Annotated in this window: 18 protein-coding genes; 11 read left to right on the forward strand and 7 right to left on the reverse strand. The window is 39.7% G+C overall.

What is annotated here, in order from left to right; genetic code table 11:
• On the forward strand, window positions 1-438 hold a 438-nt coding region (locus tag AB840_RS17190; RefSeq protein WP_048515179.1), incomplete at its 5' end, for a GNAT family N-acetyltransferase.
• A 253-nt stretch (window positions 439-691) separates the two neighbouring features.
• On the opposite strand, the gene AB840_RS12500 is transcribed toward AB840_RS17190, so the two are convergent.
• Complete coding sequence (locus AB840_RS12500) at window positions 692-1855, reverse strand: IS3 family transposase (RefSeq protein WP_078791788.1); 1164 nt, start codon at window positions 1853-1855, stop codon at window positions 692-694.
• Between the two features lie 215 nt (window positions 1856-2070).
• Between AB840_RS12500 and AB840_RS12505 the strand changes: the two genes are divergently transcribed.
• The 6 genes from AB840_RS12505 to AB840_RS12530 all read left to right on the forward strand — a co-directional run bounded on the left by AB840_RS12505 (window position 2071) and on the right by AB840_RS12530 (window position 9746).
• On the forward strand, window positions 2071-2829 hold the full coding sequence (locus AB840_RS12505) for a glycosyltransferase family 2 protein (RefSeq protein ID WP_048515180.1): 759 nt from the start codon (window positions 2071-2073) through the stop codon (window positions 2827-2829).
• 15 nt (window positions 2830-2844) lie between these two features.
• Window positions 2845-3972, forward strand: coding sequence for a glycosyltransferase family protein (locus AB840_RS12510; protein WP_048515181.1), 1128 nt, complete (start codon window positions 2845-2847; stop codon window positions 3970-3972).
• A gap of 54 nt (window positions 3973-4026) precedes the next feature.
• A complete protein-coding gene (locus AB840_RS12515; RefSeq protein WP_048515182.1) occupies window positions 4027-5223 on the forward strand; it encodes an O-antigen ligase family protein in 1197 nt (398 codons plus the stop codon).
• Window positions 5224-5309: 86 nt separating this feature from the next.
• A complete protein-coding gene (locus AB840_RS12520) occupies window positions 5310-6482 on the forward strand; it encodes a glycosyltransferase (protein ID WP_048515183.1) in 1173 nt (390 codons plus the stop codon).
• Window positions 6483-6569: 87 nt separating this feature from the next.
• Window positions 6570-7583 (forward strand): glycosyltransferase family 8 protein, encoded by a 1014-nt coding sequence (locus AB840_RS12525; RefSeq protein ID WP_048515184.1) that lies wholly within the window; start codon window positions 6570-6572, stop codon window positions 7581-7583.
• Between the two features lie 120 nt (window positions 7584-7703).
• Window positions 7704-9746, forward strand: a complete 2043-nt coding sequence (locus AB840_RS12530) for an LTA synthase family protein (RefSeq protein ID WP_048515185.1) — start codon at window positions 7704-7706, stop codon at window positions 9744-9746.
• Window positions 9747-9966: 220 nt separating this feature from the next.
• Here AB840_RS12530 and AB840_RS12535 read toward each other — a convergent pair whose 3' ends face one another.
• From AB840_RS12535 to AB840_RS12545, 3 genes are all read right to left on the reverse strand, one after another.
• Window positions 9967-10626, reverse strand: a complete 660-nt coding sequence (locus tag AB840_RS12535; protein WP_234984930.1) for a YigZ family protein — start codon at window positions 10624-10626, stop codon at window positions 9967-9969.
• 167 nt (window positions 10627-10793) lie between these two features.
• Window positions 10794-11150: a helix-turn-helix transcriptional regulator gene (locus tag AB840_RS12540; protein ID WP_048515186.1), complete on the reverse strand. Its 357-nt coding sequence runs from the start codon at window positions 11148-11150 to the stop codon at window positions 10794-10796.
• Window positions 11151-11401: 251 nt separating this feature from the next.
• Window positions 11402-12682: a M18 family aminopeptidase gene (locus tag AB840_RS12545; protein ID WP_048515187.1), complete on the reverse strand. Its 1281-nt coding sequence runs from the start codon at window positions 12680-12682 to the stop codon at window positions 11402-11404.
• Window positions 12683-12986: 304 nt separating this feature from the next.
• Between AB840_RS12545 and alr the strand changes: the two genes are divergently transcribed.
• The 3 genes from alr to AB840_RS12560 all read left to right on the forward strand — a co-directional run bounded on the left by alr (window position 12987) and on the right by AB840_RS12560 (window position 17624).
• Window positions 12987-14192, forward strand: coding sequence for an alanine racemase (gene alr / locus AB840_RS12550; RefSeq protein WP_048515188.1), 1206 nt, complete (start codon window positions 12987-12989; stop codon window positions 14190-14192).
• Window positions 14193-14362: 170 nt separating this feature from the next.
• Window positions 14363-16732, forward strand: coding sequence for a glycyl radical protein (locus AB840_RS12555; protein WP_048515189.1), 2370 nt, complete (start codon window positions 14363-14365; stop codon window positions 16730-16732).
• Window positions 16719-17624, forward strand: a complete 906-nt coding sequence (locus AB840_RS12560) for a glycyl-radical enzyme activating protein (protein WP_078791789.1) — start codon at window positions 16719-16721, stop codon at window positions 17622-17624. Before AB840_RS12555 ends, AB840_RS12560 begins: the two co-directional genes overlap by 14 nt.
• Window positions 17625-17731: 107 nt before the next feature.
• Here the strand turns inward: AB840_RS12560 and AB840_RS12565 are convergent, their stop codons facing one another.
• Together AB840_RS12565 and AB840_RS12570 are read right to left on the reverse strand one after the other, a co-directional pair.
• Entirely contained in the window at window positions 17732-19039 is a 1308-nt protein-coding gene (locus AB840_RS12565; RefSeq protein WP_048515191.1) for a GGDEF domain-containing protein, read from the reverse strand.
• Window positions 19040-19395: 356 nt separating this feature from the next.
• Complete coding sequence (locus tag AB840_RS12570; RefSeq protein ID WP_078791790.1) at window positions 19396-19965, reverse strand: helix-turn-helix domain-containing protein; 570 nt, start codon at window positions 19963-19965, stop codon at window positions 19396-19398.
• Between the two features lie 360 nt (window positions 19966-20325).
• Between AB840_RS12570 and AB840_RS12575 the strand changes: the two genes are divergently transcribed.
• Window positions 20326-21441, forward strand: a complete 1116-nt coding sequence (locus AB840_RS12575) for an alanine racemase (RefSeq protein ID WP_048515192.1) — start codon at window positions 20326-20328, stop codon at window positions 21439-21441.
• A gap of 88 nt (window positions 21442-21529) precedes the next feature.
• Here AB840_RS12575 and AB840_RS12580 read toward each other — a convergent pair whose 3' ends face one another.
• Complete coding sequence (locus tag AB840_RS12580; protein ID WP_048515193.1) at window positions 21530-22078, reverse strand: helix-turn-helix domain-containing protein; 549 nt, start codon at window positions 22076-22078, stop codon at window positions 21530-21532.
• Window positions 22079-22567: the final 489 nt, after the last annotated feature.

Genomic DNA, 22567 nt, shown 5'->3' on the forward strand with positions numbered 1-22567 from the left:
GTATGGAAGGGCCCTCTGAATAATGGGGAGTTTCTTAAGGATATTACTGAAATTTACGTAAAAAGAGAACTAGAACGAACGCATAAAAAATTTGTATTTATTCATAAAATAAAAAATCGCTATTTTAGTGCTTTAACATGGGCTACTGAAAATATGAAAAATCACTATACGTTTGCTATTTATATTAATGGTAAAATTGCCGCATTTACTACTGGTTTTGCAACAAACTTTGATGAAATTATTTTTCCTAGATTAGCTATAGACAGCAATTTTAACTATTTATCACCGGGGAAATTGTTGATAAATGAAATGGTTCACTGGCGGCAAATCAATAATCAACCATATAATTTTGATTTATCACGTGGAACGGAACGCTATAAATTTGAAATGGGTGGCATTAAGCATCTTAATTATAGATTTATTATTAGTCATAAATAAATTATAATCCGTTATAGATATTTGGAGAGAATAAAATAGCCGGAATCAAATTGAGTTTCTTTTATTTGGGTGTATTTCAACAAATTGATAGTATTAAAGAGGAAAAAATTGCTGATTAAGTTTTTGTTATAAAAATATATTGGCTGTTGAATTATATGATATTTGCAAGCCTTGCTTTTACAGAAGGGCAGGAGTGTATAATGGTGCACTTGTCAAGACAAAAAATCAGATATTTTATAATGAACCTAATAATTTAGGCTACAGCCGCTGCATCATCTAGCAGCATTGCCGGGAAGTAAGCTTTTGCCGGTTGAATGTTGCCAATAGCTGAGTGGCAGCGTTGAAAATTGTATGTTTTGATGTAGTTCTTAATAGCTTTTCGTGCTTCCTTAATATTGTTATATTGTGTCAAATAAGCCTCCTCATATTTAAATGTACGAAACCACCGTTCAATCATAATGTTATCAGCCCAACGGCTTTTGCCATCCATACTCTGCCGGATATGATTCTGCTTTATGAAATCAATGTAACTGTTGCTGGTAAATTGACTTCCTTGATCCGAGTTTAAAATTAATGGTTTAGCTACTTTAAAAGCCTTTCTAAGTGCCGTAATGACCATTCTGGTATCAAGCGTGTCATCAACTTCCCATTCCACAATACAGCGGCTGTACCAGTCGATTACAGCAGTAAGATACAAAAAGCCATGTTTCATTGGGATATAAATAATATCGATTGACCATGCCTGGTTAGGACGATTAATAACAGTACTCTTCAACAGGTATGGAAAAACCTTCGCTTTTTGTTGACGTTTTGATAGGTTCATTTTAGGATAGATAGCACCAATGCCCATTTCCATCATATAGCGGCTTGCTTTACGGCGGCTAACATTGTAGCCATGATTCTTAAGCTGATATGATATCTGTCGAGCCCCCCAAGCTGGGTGGCCTGCGTGCAAATGATCAATGATATCCTTACAAGCAAGTTCCTCTTCTGATACGGGTGAAGTGTGATAGTAAATACTGGTACGGTTGATGTCAAGCAACTTCGCACCTGTTTTTACAGATAGTTTTTTAGTCTTCAAAAGGTTTCGGACTATATTGGTTCTCGTAGTCAGGTCCGAGCAATTCTTCAGATTTTTTTTCAACCAGTCCACCTGCATGGTGAGCTGGCCGACTTTCTTTGCATAGGATATCTTCTCTTTGCGTTCAACTGCGAGCTTTTCTTTTAAGTTTTCTTCGCGCGAATCGTCAAAAACGATACTGGCCTTGTCGAGAAATTCTTTCTTCCAATTGCGAAGAAGATTAGGCTGGATTTTATTTTCTGTTGCTATTGTGTTTAGATCTTTCTCTCCTTTTAATAGCTCAAGGACTAGTTCTGATTTTAATTTGGCTGAGAAATTTCTTCTTGTACGCGACATATAACGAACCTTCTTTTTATGCTTTTTCCAGTATAGCAGATTTATTATAAACGTGTTCAGAAAATGTCTTAATTTATGATACCATTATAGTGCTCAAGTGAGACGCATTAAGTACAAACAGATACAATCTAATTTCAATAAATGTTTAAAATATGGTAGCAAATGTGATATTATAATATAGTAATATTATATTGAAATTAGTGAGGGAAATGACTATGTCTAAAATTACAGCTTTAATTTTGGCTAAAAATGAAGAGACAAATATACGAGATTGTATACAGAGTGTTCACTTTGTTGATGAAATATTAGTTATCGATGATTTTAGTATAGATTTGACAAGCAATATTGCCAGAGAGATGGGAGCGACAGTTATTCAACGGAGTATGGATGGAGACTGGGGGAGTCAACAAACTTTTGCGATTCAACATGCTCAAAGTGATTGGGTTCTCTTTATCGATGCAGATGAACGCATTTCGGAATTATTGGCAAAGGAAATTTTAGATGTTGTTGCCGATGGGACACCCCAGGCGTATTGGATTCTTCGTGAAAATAAGTTTCACTATAATCAGGCAACACACGGGGTACTTCGGCCTGATTATGTAAATCGGTTGTTTCCTGCCAAAAATTCTTATGTAACGGGGTATGTGCATCCAAAAATTGTAACGCCATATCCTAATAAAAAATTGCAGCATGTTATGTATCATTATACATATGACAATTGGGATCAATATTTAAGTAAATTAAATAATTACACGCGTCTGGCAGCAGAAAAATATAAAGAAAATAATAAAAAATGTGGGTTTATGAGGGATATTGTGTTAAGACCATTATGGGCCTTTATTAAAGTGTATATTTTAAATAAAGGTTTTTTAGATGGGAAAATGGGCTGGATTTTATCTGTTAATCATTACTTTTACACGATGAACAAATATGTAAAATTATATTATTTATATAAAAATAATGGCAAACTGTAAGTATGGAGACTCAATATGCGAATAGCTATTTTAGAATCGATTGTCATGCCGGCAGGGCATGAAGTAGAATTTGATAGAATATTGGTGGACGAATTGAAACGGCAGGGGCATATTCCGGTGTTTTTTGTACCGGAACAATTTCCGTTCAAATTAGACTACCATTGTGATGTAGATTATTTGGAAGGCGGAGAGGTTGTTACGTATGCAGGGGCGGGTGCATTAAAAAAAATTCTGTTGTCCATACGGCGAGAACGGCGGCGCATTGCATGGTTTAATTCGGCATATGATAAAGCATGTGCTGGAACGTGTGATGCGATTATTATTCCTACTGGAACATGGCGATATATTCGAACGGCAATGAAAAGTAAATTAAAAAATTCTCCTGTGCCAGTATATATGATTTTTCATGGTATTAATCCCAAAGAGCAGCCAAAGTTTGAAAAACAGGCTCATCGCATTGAAGCATATAAGCAAATCCACCTTAAGATTATTACATTGCGCAATGATTTTCAAGATAGTGGATTGCATAATATTGATTTGATTCAGCCTCCGGTTTTTAAACCACAGGATATGCCAGTAAATAAAGACGTACATATTGTGCCTCCTATCAAAATCGGTTTTTTTGGTCAATTTCGAAAAGAAAAAAATTTAGGATTTTTTCTGGAAGCATTTGTAAAAGCAAAATTTAAAGTTCCTGTGGAATTAATCGTGCAAGGCGCGACTGTTAAGCCCGAAGATGCGGCTCTTTTTGAAAATCTGGCGAAAGAATATGCTGCGTATTCTAATATTACGTTTTGGCATAAAAATTTGATTGGGGTAGAGTGGCAAAAAGCCTTGTTAAGTGTGGATGCGATTATGATGCCATATGCTGCAGAACGGTATCGATATCATTGGGGAGCAATGCTCTTTACCGCAATTGGTTTTTATAAACCAATACTTATATCACCGGAATTAAATCCAGAAATACTGCGTAAATATAAAATCGGAATGGCGATAAATTTGAATTCAGTCGATGATTTTTGTATTTGTTTAGAAGATTTTATTGCTGATTTGGTAAAAAATGCAGATGGTTATAAAGAAAATTTTGATTTGGCGAATGCAGAATATAGTCAGACCGCGTTAATTTATAACATTTTAAAATAATGTAATTATAGATAGTGAAGAAAACTATATTCTTGCATAAGGAGCGATTAGATAATGCTTTGTGTATCAAACGAAAAACTAGTGAAATATTTAGCTATTACGCTCACCATTATGGTTTGTATTACGAGAATTTCTATGGCAGCTGGCGAAATCATGCTGGGTATATCCGTTCTTATTGGATTAGTCTTGTTTTATAAAGAAAGAAATGAAATCAAACTTTCGAATGAAATAAAGGGATATTGTGTAGCGGCTCTTGTCTTATTTTTGTGTACAGTGCCTTCTGTGATACTAGGAGAAAATCCTCTCAATAGTATTAGGGAATTTTTAAATATGTGGATATGGCGGTTTTCAGTATTTATTCTTATTGTTTTTTTTATTAAAAAAAGACTGTATTTAGTAAATATGTTATACGCTTTTCTTGTAGTATTTGGCGTGGATTGTTTGACTGCTTTATATCAAGTGGTTACACATATGACTGATCGTGGCTGGGGGTTCGGCAGTAATATGCTTGCCATTGCTGGCATTATGTGTATGGTTTTTCCAATCGTGTTGGTTATTCTTTGTGATAAAAGATTTGATAGAAAACTAAAGCATGCTGCTGTTTTTACACTTACTTGTACTATTATTGGCTTGTTAAGCAATAATAGCAGGGGGGCATGGTTGACTTGTTTTGTTGTAGGCCCTGTTGCTGCTTGGAAATATATTATTCAGCATGTAAAATACATATTGGCCTTTGTTTTGGTGATAGGAGTCGTAGCAGGCTTTTTTATATCACAGCCGACATATTCGTCTCGGCTACTGTCTGTTACTAATACGACAACGAATACTTCTAATACGCATCGACTATTGCTGTGGCGATCTTGTATTGATATGTATTTGGATCATCCTGTGGGTGGAATTGGATTAGGGAATTTTCAGAAAATATATGAAAATCGGTATAGATATCCTGATGAAACGGAACATCTAAGTCATGCGCATAATAATTTCATGCATTTACTAGCAGAAACAGGGACTTTTGGAGCCGTGGGATATATAGGATTTGTTTTATATTTTTTAATTACAAGCTTTAAAAGCTGGAGGCGGCATCAAGATCCTTATGATATTTTGGTTTTTACCACGGTATTGAGTTTTATGGGATTATTTGGACAAATAGAATATATTATTGATAATTCTTCAGCTGTTCGTATATTCTGGTTTTTATTGGCGGTTTTATTACAAATGAAACAATCTGATAAACAGGTTGTTGATTAATGGCTCGGTATTGATTATTTGAAAAATGATATCTAATGGATGCTGTTTATTAGCCAAAATATCTGATTTCATGAGGTATTAAATTTATGAGGATTGCTTTATTGTGTTTTGGAATTTCTTCTATAGCCAATATATCGGGAACGGAAAAGGTTTTTGTTGATATGTCCAATGCTTTTATACAAAGAGGGCATATCGTATATTCTGTATGGAATGATGAACCTGGCGTCCAACCTTATTATCCATTGGATAAAGGCGTCAGACAAGTGAATTTAGCAATAGGAAAAATTCAAATTCCTTTTCTATATAAGTTACAGAGAGAAATTTGTAAGGGGTTTCATATTCATGCTGTAAATCGGGTGGATAGGTATAAAGCAAAACTGTTGTGCCAGGCATTCTTGAAGCGTATAAATTTAAATGATATTGATATATTTATTTGTTACGAATTTAATAGTGTTATGGTAGCCAATCGATTATCTAACGGGAACATTCCAGTTATTGCAATGGTTCATAACTCCATAGAAAATCAAATTGAAACATTAACATATTTACAACGTAAAGAGGCAAGTAAGGTAGATGTTTATCAAGTCCTGCAACCTAGTTTTGTAGAGAAAGCTCAAAAATTATTGAATACAGAGGTCTGTTATATTCCCAATATTGTCCCTCAAATGGATTTATCAAAGGTGGCTAATATCGCTTTGCCCAAGGATGTATATAAGATTGTTTTCATAGGCCGAATTAATAAAGTACAGAAACGGCCTTTCCTGGCGATCAAAGCGTTTGGCAGATTGGCACGAAAATTTCCAAATTGGAAACTGTTTTATTATGGGCCGATTACGGATGAGGCGTATAAAAAGCAAATAGATTCATATGTTGCTAAGAATATGCTGCAAGATCAAATACAGTATAAGGGCGTGACATCTGCGCCATTGGATATTTTGCGTCATGCAGATATATTTGCATTTCCTTCCGCGTATGAGGGGTTTGGCTTAGCCTTGGGTGAGGCCAATTCATTAGGGATACCAGCTATAGGGTTTTCATATGCTGCTGCGGTTAAAGATTTGATTGTTGATGGGGTCACGGGTTATTTGGCACAAGATCAAGATCAATATAGTGAGAAGCTGGAAATATTGATGAAAGATCAGGAATTACGTGTTCGTATGGGGAAGAATGCCAGAGAATATATGAACCAGTATTCTGCAGAAATTATATGGGAAAAATGGGAATCGCTTTTGCATAGGGTGATTAGCCGGTATCCCTAATTATCCAAAATAAGTTATAAAAATTCAAGCTATTTTGTTAGGAAAATAAATTTAAATAAATTTGATGTATAATGAGGAGAGATCTATTTGAAGATACATAATCCTTCTTTTTTTGAAATAGAACATTTTTTAGAAAAGAAACAAATATTTAGTTTTTTACCTTTGAATTCAGATAAAAATAGTTGTCATATTTGTTATAATGTGAATGACTCTTATTTTAAAATTATGGGAAGTTCTATTGTTTCTATTCTCGATAATAATAAAGATCTGAATTTTATAATTCACATCTTTACAGACGGCTATACGCTGGAAAATGAACGCAAAGTAAAGGAATTAGCAAGAAAATGGAATTGTTGTTGTATATTATATACATTAAATATGCAGCCATTTGAGAATTTTCACATAAAAGTAAAGCGATTTTCTGGGATTACATATGGACGTATTTATATGCCTGAAATTTTAAAACATGTAACATCACGATATATTTATATTGATTCGGATACGATGTGTATTTCGTCTTTGCGTAATCTTTGGAATTTAAATTTAAAGGGAAAGGCCATAGGCGTTGTTTCAGAAAGTCCAGCGTCTGTTTCATATCGTGCTAAATTTTTGAAATTGAAGAACAATATATATTTTAATGACGGGATTATGTTGGTTGATATTGGGCAATGGAAAAAGCAAAACATTACAGAAAAGGCTTTTTCTTATCAAAATGAACCGAAGGAAAGATTTTTAGGGCATGATCAAGATATATTAAATATTGTCTTAGATGGGGATGTTTTATTATTGCCTCATATATATAATGCGTATGGCGGTGGCTTAGATTTTGAAAATAGAGCTGATGTTGTCTTTGTTCACTGGACCGGTCGCCGGAAACCCTGGCAGATGGTTCTGACAAAATTTGATCAGCAGTGGCGGCACTACAATGCATTATCCCCATGGGAGACCATTACTAATATTTTGCCTGTCAAAAAACCGGAAAATTATCATGATTTTCAGCAGTGGGGGAAGTATCAAAAAAGAAACGGGCACATGAGTGGCTATTTAAAGGGAATGTTTTGGTATTCTTGGCTGAGAATTCGATATAAGATGGGTTTGTAATACCCTTGATGACATACGGCAATATACATTTTTCTTTACTTTCGCAGTGTATTCATACTATAATAAACGGTATGTGATGCCGTATATATTGTTTCTTTTATAGTGTAAGAGGTGTATGCCGTGTTTGAGCAGTTTTTTTTGTCTATGCAGCAGGATATCAAGCTTTTTTTATTTTTTCCCATTGTATGTGCCGTTTTTCGTGCTATTTTTATTCAAGTATATTGTCCGTATCATAGTCTCAAGGGACGTTGGAATGTCGTGTGGCATTGTTTTCGGTATGGATTTTGGTGGGGCATGGATTTCAATGCCTATGTTTTTTTATTGCCGCTGATTTTTGTATCTCTGCCAGGATTGTTTTTTGATGGTTATTTTGCGTTGGGCAACAGTGTTCGGCTGGCTGCCGCTATGGTATATGCCACTGTGTTATACGGTGCGTTTGCCGGTAAAATGATTTTTTACAATCATTTTCATGATACGTATAATCAGATTTTACGGTTAGGAAAAAAGGCAGAAAAGCATAATTTGCTGGATATATTTTTTCACCAGGATCACGGTGGCTGGATCCTATTGGGGTTGATTCCATACTGGATGCTATGCAGGCTGTGTATATCTTTCTTTTTGGGATTGCCTAGTATAGGATATCCGCAGTTTTCCTTTGCCGGGATTGCGTATGCTTTTAATGTGCTTGTCTGCGTGGGAATTATTTTGGGATTTTATTGGTTTCGATATGGCGGAACCTTTAGTCATGATGATAAACCGGAATGGGATACAATTCCCAGCATCGTCAAGAAGGATATATTCTTTGCCAAGGCAACTGTGGATGACCTTGTCGCATTGGAACAAGTCAAAAAGCATAAATTGAATGATGCGTATCATCATACGGATGAACAAGATTTACAATCTATCCAGCATACGGTGTGGAATAAAGACGTTTCTTTGACCGCGTATCCGAATCCGGTATATGCCTTTAAACGGATTGCCAAGGGGCCTAAGATTACCAAGCCGTCCCATATTTTTTTACTTGTCGGAGAAAGCTATTTACAGCAATTGTTTGATCCGGAATTTGCGTGTCTCAATCTTGTATCTGGGGGCCGTAAGCTGATGGACGATCCGCATACGGCGATGTTGCCGAATTCGTTGTCTGCCGGGATTATTTCCCGCCCGTCTATTGTAAGCCTTATGTCCGGCATTTTTGATGCCGGATTGGAATTGAATGAAAAAGAACCTTTTTGGAAAGGGACAGTGCCTACGGCATTTTCGCTTCAGTTGAAAAAGTTGGGATATACGTCTACGTATTGGTATGGCGGCAATGTAACGTATGGAAATTTCAATCAGTTTGCACCTGCCTGCGGTTTTGACCGGGTTATGACGGCTACCGATTTTTGTGGGCCCCATGCACCTAAAACATGGGTAGGTGTATATGATAATGTGTTTTTGGAACGGGCAGCAGAACTGATTCAGCAGACATCTACGGGCGGACCGGAATTTCACTTTGTGTATACGACGTCGTATCATGGGCCTTTTAAGATTGATTTGCAAAAATATGGATACCATACGGAGCAGGTCATGCCGAAGGCACCAGAGGATATAAAAAAAGATACGTCATTGCAGAAAAATTTGGGAACGTTTTGGTTTTCTGACCAAGCGGTCGGAAAATTTATTGACACTATGCGTCAGGCGTACCCTGATTCCTTGTTTATCGTAACTGCAGACCATGCGGTTACCATGACGGAATTACAGGCTACTTCCTTGATGAAACGGGACTGCACAATTCGAGAGCAGCATTGTCCTGTATTTATGATGAATCACCGTGATATAGATCAGCAGATTTTTGCAGGCAATACGATTGGCGGACATATGAACATTATGCCGACTGTGTTAGAAATGATTGCTCCGGAAGGATTTAGTTATTATTCTTTGTTTGCTTCTTTGACAGAAAAAATAGATCATATCGTAACGCCGTATCATTGGCTGAGAAAAAATGCCTATGGAACGTATGAAAATGATTTTTATCAACCTCTGGGCGAGGCGTATGGGAGACAGGAAGTCATGGAGGGGCCTAACCCATATATGGAAGAATATCATGCATGGAAGGATTTGACTGGGTATATGGTGCGGCATCCGGAATTGTTGCAGCCGGCTGCAGAGCTTTTGAAGAACTAAGAAGAAATGCGTTTTATAAGGGCAATTTAGCGGAAGCATATTGTGTATTGAAGAAGAGCTGGAGAAATCTATAGTAGTATCAACCCATATAAAAACAAGCAGGAACCGGTAATACAAAACGAATCGGGTCCTGCTTGTTTTTATATGGGAAATGGAGAAGCAATTTGCTTTTCTGATATACCTGTAACTTACTATTCTGAAACAAATAGAAAAGCGCGATTCAAGAGTCAGATTGGGTCTTGGGACGGAGGATCGGGATGGTTTTCATTCCCAGCAGTTCATATTGAGCAGAACCATTCGTAGCGTCTGCCAGTATTGTTTTTATGGTTACGGTTTGGCTTTGCGGAATATGGAGTGTAAAGAGAACCGTATCAGAAAAATCACGGCCGGCAATAATGATATGATAATCCAGCGCTATACGTTCCAGCAGACTCACAGAGGCATAGGTACTACGTACAGTTACAATATCGTAGGGCGTATAGTCGGCAATGTCAGCCGCATCCAGTCCCAGCGATACAACGTGACTATAGGCTCGTATTAAACCGCCGGCGCCCAGCTTAATGCCGCCGAAGTAACGCGTTACTATAACGATTGTATTTGTAATCCCTTTCTTTTTAAGGGTTTCCAGCATAGGACGTCCTGCTGTGCCCGCCGGTTCACCGGCATCACTATATTTTTGTACCATGCCGGTACTACCGATTTGATAGGCATAGCAATTATGAGATGCATCCCAGTATTGCTTGCGCAGGCGTTCTATAAAACGGCCGGCTTCTTTTTCATCGGTTATTTCCTGCAGGGTGACAATAAAACGCGATTTTTTGATAGTGCATTCTGTTTCAGCATGGCCGTATACAGAGGTTATACAAGGAACTGCCATCATTATCTATCCTTTGCTCTTTTTTTATTATAATGATATCGTACTTGAAGGATTTTTACAAATTTTTAAATATAAAATAAGAAAGGGTTTCCGGAAATAACCTTATTATAAAACAAACGATTTTGGATATAGACCCAAAACCGCACTTGTTTCAACACATATTGTATTAATTAGTTTTCATTGTCTTTGACGTGCAAGAGCACCTCAATGGCGTCTTGTTCTGCTGGCGTTAGTGAATGAAGTGCTTTGATGATTAGGCTGTCCTTTTCTGTAACTGATACACAGTAATTACAACCGTTTTCAGAACGCTTGTTGCTTTCGCAGAACATGCCCGGACGTCCTACTAATATGCAAATGGGGATTTGAAAATAATCAGCCATTTTCAGTAGAACGGTAATATCCGGTGAATACAGCCCCGTTTCCCACGAATATACAGCTTGCTTGGACATGCCAAAGAGGGCGCCAAATTCTGTTTGTGTGAGGCCTTTTTTCTTACGGTAAAACCTGATTTCTTGTCCTAATTTCATTCTTCACACTTCCCGTTATTGATGTTAACAAAATGTTATGATACATTTATGCTTATTATAATATGAATATAAATGCACGTCAATATATGTAAGCAATATTTTGATATGCCAACAGGACCCCGTATGGTTTACAATACGTGCATTTTTTGCTATATCAGTGGCCTTACGCTATATAAAGATAATTCATACAAATAAGTGAATACATAAACAATTCTGCTTTTGACACGAAATAGATGTATGGTGATACGATATTATTTGAAAAAAGCAGTAACCAGATTTTGCAATGATTTTTGATCTGCCGTACCCATTAGTTCACGGGCCGAATGCATTGCCAGGATCGGAATGCCAATGTCCATGGTACGGACCGGCAGATTGGCCGAAAGCAGTGAGCCCAGCGTGGAACCGCCGGCAATATCCGAGCGATTGACGTAGTGCTGGAAAGGAATTTTTTCCTGTTGGCACAAGGAAGTAATAACAGCGACGGCTTCTGCATCTCCCGCATAGGATTGACTGCACGCTGTTTTCAGAGCAATACCGTTTCCCAGTATTGGGACATTGGTGATATCGCATTTTTCCGGCACATTCGGATGCATTGCGTGAGCGACATCGATTGATAAAACGAATGCATCAGCCAGAGCGGTATAGTATTCTTCTATATCATAACCAAGATTTGTATATAGCCGCTGTAACAGATTGGGAATCACCAAAGACGCGGCACCTTGTTTAGTACGGCTGCCCACTTCTTCATTATCGAATAGCGCAATCATATTAATACCATCTGCGGCTGTATTGGAAGTAAGGCCGGTCAAGCAGGCCAGTACGGAGGTCAGATTGTCCAGACGAGGTGAGGAAATAAATTCATCATGCAGGCCAAGAAGGCATCCGTCTTCGGCTGGATAGACTGTTAGTTCGTAGGAAAGAATATCCTTTGGGGTACAGTTGCAGACAGAGGCAACAAAAGATAGAAAAAAAGCAGAGTCATCTTCTCCGGTGGTGCATAATGTTGTAAGCGGGAGCATATCCTTTTGCGGATTTAGCGTGATGCCTTCATTTATTTTATGATTCATATGGATAGCCAAACGAGGAATGGTCATGACCGGGCGGTGGGTGTCGATGAAACGGATGTCAGGATGAAATGGGCCGGCCCCGGTGATGGCTATTTTGCCGGCCAATGATAAGGGACGATCCAGCCAGGATTCGCGGATCATACCGCCGTAAATTTCTACATTCAGTTTGCCATAGCCGCCTGCTGTTACTGCCGCAGAAGGTTTGATACGCAGGCATGGAAAATCGGTATGAGCAGCGGCAAGACGCAGATGTTTGCGTGGATTGGCCCCAATGGAAAAGGCAAGAAGTGTCGAGTCAAAAATGGGCACGTAGTATAAGCCGTGGGGGTGGAGATGCCAGCGTGTATTTGAGGAAAGCTCGGTAAATCCGGCTGCTTTTAACTGATCGATTGCAGTCTTGACGGTGTGATATGGAGAAGTAGACTGATGAATAAATTGGAGCAAATCCTGTATGGATGTGTTCATGGATGGCAGCAACACCTTTCTGATAAGAAAATCAAGTAAAACGACATATCACTATCTTACTTATTATATCATATTATTTTTGATTGCAATAAAATCTATTTATTTTCCGGTAATATCTTAAAAAAAATATACAAAACAGATCGTTTTTGAAAAATGAATTGACGGTATTTGGCGTATGTGCTATAGTATTGCCAACAGGCTGGGATGGGTACCTGTTTGGTTACTTGCTAGGATATAGGTCATATTAAGAAGCAGCTGCTTATTCAGCAGTTGCTTTTCTACATTTGAAGAAGGATGATGGTGCATGGACGTATATCAGATAACGGAAAATTTCAAAAGAAGGCCTGTATGGGCACAGATTGATTTGGACGCAGCGGCCAGTAATATGCAAAATATTCGAAAAATGGTAGGGCCGGATAAAGATATTACCGCAGTGGTGAAGGCCAATGCGTATGGGCATGGCTCCGTCGAGCTGGCAAAAATATTTTTACAAAATGGCGCGGACAGATTAGCCGTAGCCTGTCTTGATGAGGCAGTTGAACTCCGGTGTGCCGGTATTACGGCCAGAACTATTATTTTAGGTCATACAGATGGCCGGCGCGCTGAAGAATTGATTACCTATGGTATTGATGCGGCCGTGTTTCGATATGAAGATGCTAAAATGTTCTCTGATGAGGCTGTCAGACGGCATCGGATGGTATGTTTGCATGTTGCTGCCGATACGGGGATGGGGCGTATCGGATATCAGCCGTGTGAGGAGAGCATTGAAGAAATTAAACGTATCGCCGAACTTCCCCATGTTGTTATCGAAGGCCTGTTTACCCATTTTGCTGTTTCGGATATGGCAGATGCGGAAAGCGTTGCATTTACAAAAAAACAGTTTGATGTATTTTCCTGGTTTTACCGCCGTCTTCATGAGGAGGGAATTTCGATACCGTGTTGTCATTGCTGCAGCAGTGCCGCTACGCTGGAATACCCTGACTTTCGATGTGATATGGTCCGGCCTGGTATTATTCAGTATGGGTATGATCCGTCCGGGGAAATCAGTGCCGCCCAGTGCCGGCTTACCCCGGTTATGTCGCTGCGGTGCTGTGTAACGCATGTCAAAACCATAAAAAAAGGTGATACGATCAGCTATGGCCGGCATTTTACCGCAGAAAAGGAAACTACGATTGCGACACTGCCTATTGGATATTCTGATGGATATTCCAGACTGCTGTCCAACCGGATCGAGGTGCTCATTCATGGTAAAAGAGTCCGTCAGGTAGGAAATATTTGCATGGATCAATGCATGATTGATGTGACCGGTGTGCCGGATGTCAAAGTGGGTGACGAGGTGGTGCTGTTTGGATCACAGGGCGGCGGAACGATTCCGGCAGAAGAATTGGCCCATACGGTTGGTACGATGGTGCATGAGATTACGTGCAACATCAATCGCCGCATTCCCCGTGTTTATATCAAAAACGATACGGTTGTACGGCGAATAGAATATTTATTTGATCATATGTAAGCAAAAAAAGAGTGCTCCGAAACTATGAATTTTTTTCGTATTTTCGGAGTTTTTTTTTATATACTTATTCTATTGACACTGATTTGGGGAAATGTTATATTGTAGGAAATCAAATATGCTTTATAGCGTATAAAATATTTTATAGGAATTTCAAATAAGGAGGAATCTCTATGCTTACGGAACGAATTCAAAAGGCCAAGGATGAATATGTAAATAACAAACCGGCTATTTCATATGATCGTGCCCGCATTTGGACGGAGTCATATAAACGAACGGAAGGTCAGTCCGAGATGATACGCCGGGCACAGGCGTTTAAGGATGTATGTGAAGAGCTTACGGTTACGATTTTTCCTGGGGAGCTTATTGTTGGTGCTGTCGGTGAATTTCGCAAATGCGGTATTTTGACACCGGAATTTTCCTGGACATGGGTTGACAAAGAAATGGATCATTTTTCTGACCGTGTGCAGGATCCGTATGAAATGACTGATGAACAGCGTCAGTATGTCCGTCAGCATATTTTTCCGTACTGGCAGGGGAAATCACTGGAGGAAGCTTTTTTGGCACAGATACCTGATGAAACGGCAACGGTTGCTGTTGATACCGGAATTGTTGATATTGATTCCAAATGGCGTCAATCTGTTGGAGAAATTACTCCGGATTACGAAGATTGCCTGTTAAAAAAAGGATTTGGCGGAATTATTGCTGAATGCAAGGATAAGATGGCTCAGCTTACATTATCGCGGCCCGGTGCTTTGAAACAACAGGATTTTTATCGTGCTGTTATTCTCTGCAGTGAAGGGATGATTACGCTGGCCCGTCGATATGCTCAAAAGGCAACGGAAATGGCGGCAGCCGAAACTGACAGCAGCCGCAAAAATGAGCTGCTGCAGATCGCAGATATTTGCAGTCGTATTCCCGAATGCCCGCCGGAAACATTTCAGGAAGCGCTGCAGATGATATGGTTTTATCAGCTGGGTGGGATTCTGATGGAAAATCCATTGTCGTTAAATCCAGGACGGTTTGATCAATATATGTATCCGTATTATCAGCATGATAAGGCAGCAGGTCTGCATGACGATAATGGGATTTTGGAACTTATCGAATGCTACTGGCTGAAATTATCGGAATGGGTATGGACTATTTCAGCTAATACGGCAGATTTCTTTGCAGGGTATAATCAATTTCAAAATCTTACCGTCGGCGGCAGCGGGCGCGATGGTAAGGATGCGACAAATGAGCTGAGCTATCTTGCATTGAAGGCTACCGCAGAAGTAAAAACACATCAGCCGGGTCTATCCGTGCGTATTTCGCAGAAAAGCCCGCGGGATTTTGTGGATGCGGTTATGGAGCTTGTCGCACAGGGGACGGGTTTTCCAGCCATTCATAGCGATAAGACGGGGTATCAGATGCTGAAAAACCTGGGATACGAAACGGAGGATGCCCGGGATTGGAATAACTGCGGCTGCGTTGTCCCGCATTTTCGTAAAACCTTTGAGTGGACCAGTACGGTAAATGTTAATTTCAGCGGCGCTTTTGAATATGCGACTAACGGCGGCAAGAGCCGTATAACCGGCAAGCAAATGGGGCTTCCCGTATATCAGGACCGGCAGTTTGCCTCTTATGATGCTGTCGAAGAAGCTTTTTTCACACAGTTTGATAATTTGATTGATATTTCTGTTACAGGTACTTTGGTGGCACAGCGGCTTCAAAAGGAAATGATTCCCCGCCCATATTTTTCGGCCTTATTTGAAGATTGCCTGGAAAAAGGGAAGGATCTTGTAGATGGCGGGGCTAAATATAATGTAGGACCTGTTCTTACCGGTATTGGCCTGGCCGAAGCGGCTAACAGCCTGGCTGCCGTCAAAAAGCTGGTGTTTGATGATCAGGTATGCACGATGGCCCAACTTCTCAAGGCTATGGATGAAAATTGGGAGGGATATGAAGAATTGCAAAAGCAGGCACAGCAGGCACCGAAGTATGGCAATGATCTTGATTATGTCGATGACATTGCGCAGCGCATTGCCAATCATTTTTATGAAAAAACACATAGCTATACAGATATCTATGGCAGTCCTTTTACCAGTGCTTTTATGGGAATATCCAACTTTATTCCGACGGGCCGCGTGATTGGTGCGACCGCCTGCGGGCGTAAAGCTGGTGAGCCTATTTCCGAGGGGGTATCTCCGGTAGCTGGTACCGATATATCCACGCCGATATCTGCGATGAAGTCTTGTGCTAAACTCAATCAGGATATTCATTCCGGCGGCACGCTGCTTAACATGCGGCTGAATCATGATTTAGTCAGTACTAAAAGAGGCAGAAGCAACATAGCCTCTATGGTGCAGTCCTTTTTTGATATGGGTGCGTTCCACGTACAGTTCAACACTCTTTCGACGAAAACCCTTTTAGATGCGCAGGCGCATCCGGAACAGTATAAAGATCTGCTGGTCCGTGTGGCGGGCTATAGCACACAGTTTGTACATTTGTCCAAGACACTGCAGGATTCCATTATCCGACGGAGTGTTCATGATGGCATGTAAAGGCCGGATACTGCAGCTTCAGCACTATTCGGTCAATGATGGGGAGGGTATCCGGACGATTGTATTCTTTGCCGGCTGCCCTCTGCATTGCCGCTGGTGTGCTAATCCAGAGGGCTATACGCCTGAAAATCAGATTCTCTTTATTGCCTCACGCTGTGTGCAATGCGGCCGCTGTACTGCGGTCTGTCCGCAGCATATTGGCTGGGATTTAAATGATGCAGCGGCCAGGCATGCCTGCATTGGCTGCGGTGCATGTGTTGATGTATGCTTGGAAAAAGCACGGACACATACGGTAGCAGAATATACTGTGAAGGAAATTGTAGAAAAGCTTGCATCACAGCAATTGTTTTTTCGGAATTCCGGTGGTGGTGTGACCTATTCCGGCGGAGAATGTACAAGTCAATCCCAGTTTTTATCTGAGTTGGTGGATGCTGTATATGATATGGGATTGGATCAGGCCATAGAAACCAGTGGTTTTTTTGATCTGTCATTGCTGCGGCCTGTATTGGATAAAATTGATTTATTGTTTATAGATATTAAACTGATGGACAGAGAAAAACATAAACAGTATACCGGTGTGGATAATAGCCTGATTTTACGCAATATTGCTGAAATTGGTACACACCGTACGGGTGTCGTTATTCGTGTGCCGACGATTATAGGGATCAATGGCGATGATGAAAATATCCGGAAAACAGCCCGGTTTGTCAAAACACATCTGCAGGACCCTAAAATGGAATTATTGCCATATCACAGCTATGGTGCTGATAAATATATGCAGCTCGGTATGACTTATGATGAATCCTCCTTTGGTACACCGTCTGAGGAAGATATGGCCCGGCTTAATGCGATTATTGAGAGTGAAGGCGTAACGGTTGTATCCTACCGATAGAAGGGATCGTCTATCTTTTCAAAGACAGCTTATGATGTCGAAATCCCCCTCAATGCGCAGACGGTGTGTCTGCGTTTGGGAGGGATTTTATGTTGTGTATGGCGATATTAAAGCGTAAATCGTAAAATCCTGCTGGGGCGGCCTCCTTGATGCTGAAATTTACGGCCGACTTCAAAACAGTATCCAGCATCCATCAGTTTCAAAATAGTACGGCTGATAGAGCGGGCTGATATGTTTAATAAATCAGATATTTCAGAAGCCGTGAATTCATTTTTTCCATGCTCGGTAATAATTTTATGAATTTGCCCCAGTGTGAAGGCGCTGATTCCTGTTTTAGAAGAGATGGATAAAAAGTGATCCGATATATTAAGAGAAGGATCTGAAGCGGGGTTGATGGGGCCGCGAACCGTGTTTTTGTCATAGACGAGAAACAGTTGATTACCACCGCTTTTCCAGGCTCTTTTTACGCCTATCCGGGCATGATGCTTGGCTTCCAGCGCTGTTTTTCCAAAGCCGATGCCGACGCTTATTGTACTGGCCGTATTTTTTTGTATTTCTTCAATGAGAGAAAATCGGTGAAACTTATCTGTCTTATTTTCGATGATTGAGCGAGTCGAAAATATGAGAAATTCCCGTTCTGTAACAGGAAACACGGCTCCTTGTATTTTTTGTGCAAACGCGTAAATATATTTTGCCACATTCAAATTTTCTAACGTCATTTGATATTCATCCGCCGTTAAGGGAGAATAGTCATTTATTTCATCAATTGCCGCATAAATAATAACAAGTTGGCTTTCCCGGCTGGCTTGCAGTAAAAAGTCAGCATGCGTTTTTTGAATACTGTTACAAATATCGGGCAGAGAGGTGAATAAAAATAAAATGGGAAAATGTTCGGCCTTTAACTGGCGGTATACATCTGAAAAGATAGTAATACAGGTTACATCCTTCTGCTGCTGGCGGCAGCGATAATAATATTCCTTCATATGGGAGCTGAAGGTTTCGTCAAATGTATATGGCGGTGCATAGGTAATCGTAATTTTAGATGAATCTATGCCGGCTTCTTGATAGGCATCGTGGAGAATTTCTCTTTCTGACATAGGGATATCCGTGGCAATTTTATATACATTATGTCCGTTTAATGCGGCTTTAAATAAAAGCTGCAGCAAGCTGGCATTTGTTCGAGGAATAATATCCCAGGGAATTGTCGGAGTGATTTTAGATGTAGTATAATTCATCGTTGTTTTGCCGAAAAACAGAAGGTAATCGAGCTCTTTCTGTTTTCCTGCTAGTAAGGAAGGAATATTAAATACAGAAGAATATGGAAAGAAGTGCATGGAAATAAAAGAGAATCTTTTTTTTAAGATGGGAATTTCTTCAATAAGCATATTTTTAGGAACTAAAAGACCTAGCTGCAAATGAAACACCTTCTTTCAATGTAATAGCTGAAGCACATAGACATCATACATGAAGCGTCATGCGTAATAAACGGCTCGATACGCCTTAGCGAATTAAAAACGCGATAAAGTAACAAACGAACATGCAAAAAGAATGAATTTGCGAATAATGCGTAAAAATGTTGTAAAAATAACCCATATTATGAATTATAGCATAATTGAATTGTAAATTATAGAAAAATAGAATGTATAAAAACAAATGTTAGATTTCTATCTATGCGTTTTTCGGATGCAGCATAACGAAATATAGCTCTTCTGCATCAGTCGGGCCGGTGCGAAGAGCTAATACTGGCGTATCCTTCATATGAAACCATATGTCAGTATTTCATGATATTTTGAAATACAACACGTTGATCCGTATGATTGGCATAGCAGTGTGTTACATTAGAATGAAAATTGATTTTAGAAGGAGCTTCCATCGTAAATAGCTGTTCCCCTATTTGCAAGGTCAAGGTTCCTTCTGTGACGATAATATATTCCTCTACAGAATTGCGATGGGGGTCTGAATAATGGATAGCGCCCGGTTCGAGAATGATATAGAAATACTCAAAGCCACTGAAGGGGTTGAAGGGAAAAATATTATACAGCAGCATTTGATTATTTTCATCATAAACGGGCTGCATATCTTCGAGAATATTTGCCGGGGTGTATTGCTGCGTCGGTTCATTGAAAAGTGTGGATAAAGAAATTTGAAGTCCCTTGGCAATCTTCCACAGCACGGAAATGGTTGGGACAGAAACGCCTCGTTCGATCTGTCCAAGCATGGTCTTGCTGACTCCTGTCAGCGTGGATACGTTATCTAACGTCAAATTGCGTTCAAACCGGATTTTTTTCAGTATCTTCCCGATTTCCTTAACTGGGTCACCGGCATTCATGTCGTGAATCATATGTATTGTTTCTCCTAATATATACATTATAATATAGTTAATATAAATTTCTGCATGCATTCAATGTACACTAAAATAAAAAAAGCGTCAAGATTTTTTTTGTGCGCTGGTACAGGAAGGGCCCTGCATATTTTAAATATACGTGCAGGCTGAAGTCATAGAAACAGTAGAAGTGTTCCTATATATATGCTTTTTTTATAATTATAAATAGATGCAAAACGCAATATGAAAAAAATACTATATGTAAGCCGGTAATGAATTGACACACGCCACATAATTTAATATAATTTAATTAAATAAAATAATATTAAATTATGCGCGAAGAATATCTTCTTTTGAAAAGACAGGAGCTCAATCTATATGAAAATCAATGAAATACATACCCCGGCTATCGTATTAAATTTAGATTATATGGAGCATAATCTGCAGAAATATGCGCGTATAGCAGCTGCCTATGGCAAAGAGATCTGGCCTATGGTCAAAACACATAAAAGTACTGAGCTGGCCGCATTACAGAAAACATATGGCAGTACTGGATTTCTCTGCGGCACGTTAGATGAAGCAGAGGCTTTATGCACGGCCGGAATAGAAAATATTATGTATGCCTATCCAGCAGCTACGGCTGTATCTATTGATCGAATTATTGCACTGGCCCAAAAATGCAATTTCATTGTGCGATTAGACGGAACCGCTGCGGCGGAAGCAATTCATGCCAAAGCGGAAGCTGCTGGGGTGATAATCAACTATACAATCATCATTGACAGCGGTCTGCATCGATTTGGTGTAAAACCGGATATGGCAGCGGTGCTTGCTAAAGAACTGCAAAAATATAAAAATTTAAGGTGTAAAGGTATTTCAACGCATCCCGGACATGTATACGGGGCACGTACGCATGAGGATATCGCTGCGTATTGTGCAGATGAAGCGCAAAGCATTGCCATAGCCGCGGCGGCAATGCGTGAAGCCGGATATTCGCTGGAGATTATCTCCAGCGGAGCAACGCCTACCTTTGAAGGAACTATTGCTGATGCCAATATTTCTATATACCATCCGGGAAATTATATTTTTAATGATGGTATCCAACTATCGACTCGTACCGCGACGGAAGACGAGTGTGCCTTATATATTCTGGCTTCGGTTATTTCACATCCCGCTGCGGAGTATTTTATATGTGATGCAGGCAGTAAATGTCTGGGGCTTGATCAAGGAGCGCACGGAAATACGTCTATTGTTGGCTATGGCGTTGTCAAGGGACATCCGGAATTGACGCTCGAAGGTCTTTCGGAAGAGGTTGGCAAGCTTCATGTGCGCGGCACTACTGATATACGGGTAGGAGATAAAATTTGCATTATTCCTAATCATTCCTGTTCCAGTGCTAATTTGACAAGCTATTTTGTGGGAATACGCGGGGATATGGTTGATCATTTGATACCCGTTGATATCAGAGGAAATTCAACAAAGAAGAATATCAGATAGTCAAGCTGCCGAATCGCTATATGTAAAAAAGACGTACCCGTTATAGTATTATGGGCACGTCTTTTTTAGGACGTATTTTCCTGTATGTTTAAAAAGAGGGAGGCGTGACGGCGAAAAGAATAATCACCCTCTGCTGACTTGTATTGGACCATTTGTGCTTAATCTCATTTTTTATTCTGACGCTGTCTCCTGCATGGAGTAAACAAATTTCTGTTCCCAACGTCAGTTCTACAGCGCCCTCTTGAATTAATGCCACCTCTTCCCCCTTGTGTCCCAACGGTGTTTGACAGGACACGCTTCCGGCAGGCAGCGTCAGCTGCATCATTTCGATAGCGCCATTCATATCCGGAGTCAGAATTTCATAATGGATCCCCTGATCGATAATTTGTTTTCGATTGGTTTTGCGGACAATATCATGTTGTATATCAGGATCATTTAGAAAAAAACGGTATATAGGTCTATCTAAGGCGATTGACAGCAAGCGGATTGTATTTAACGAGGGTGTCGCTTGACCATGCTCTATCTGGCTGAGCATGGAAGCTGTAATTTGCGCTTGTGCAGCCAGATCCTTGACCGTCATTTTTTTCTCTATTCGGCAATTTCGGATTTTTTGTCCAATTTGGGAAGCAAGATCCATAGTAACTCCTTTTGGAAATAATGTAAGTATAATTGATAGTAGCAAAAAAACATGCAGAAAGTCAAATGATAGTTTGGGAATCGTCCGGATGGAAAACATATATATGTATTTATAATGAATATTTAATCTATTAGATAAATAAAGTAATTATAGAAAAAATGAAAAAATAATTAAATATAAATTGATAAATTGAATATATAAAATAAATAATAAACAAAATGATCGTTTATATAAACGATGTGGGAGTGTAAAATGAAGTGTGTAAGTTACCGGTAACCAATTTACTAACTTACGCACTTCATTTTTTTGTCGAGGTGCGGTACACTATCAGAAAGCAGGTTGAAAGGAATTGAGTACAGCACTGATGAAGAAACGTAGAAACCCGAGTGAGAAAGGCCAGGCAATCGCCAAGCTCATCATGGAACAATACCAGCCGAAGACGCAGGAAGACATGCAGATAGCGCTGAAGGACGTGTTCGGTCCTATCTT

The sequence above is a fragment of the Megasphaera cerevisiae DSM 20462 genome (genome assembly GCF_001045675.1).
Classification (GTDB): Bacteria; Bacillota; Negativicutes; order Veillonellales; family Megasphaeraceae; genus Megasphaera; species Megasphaera cerevisiae.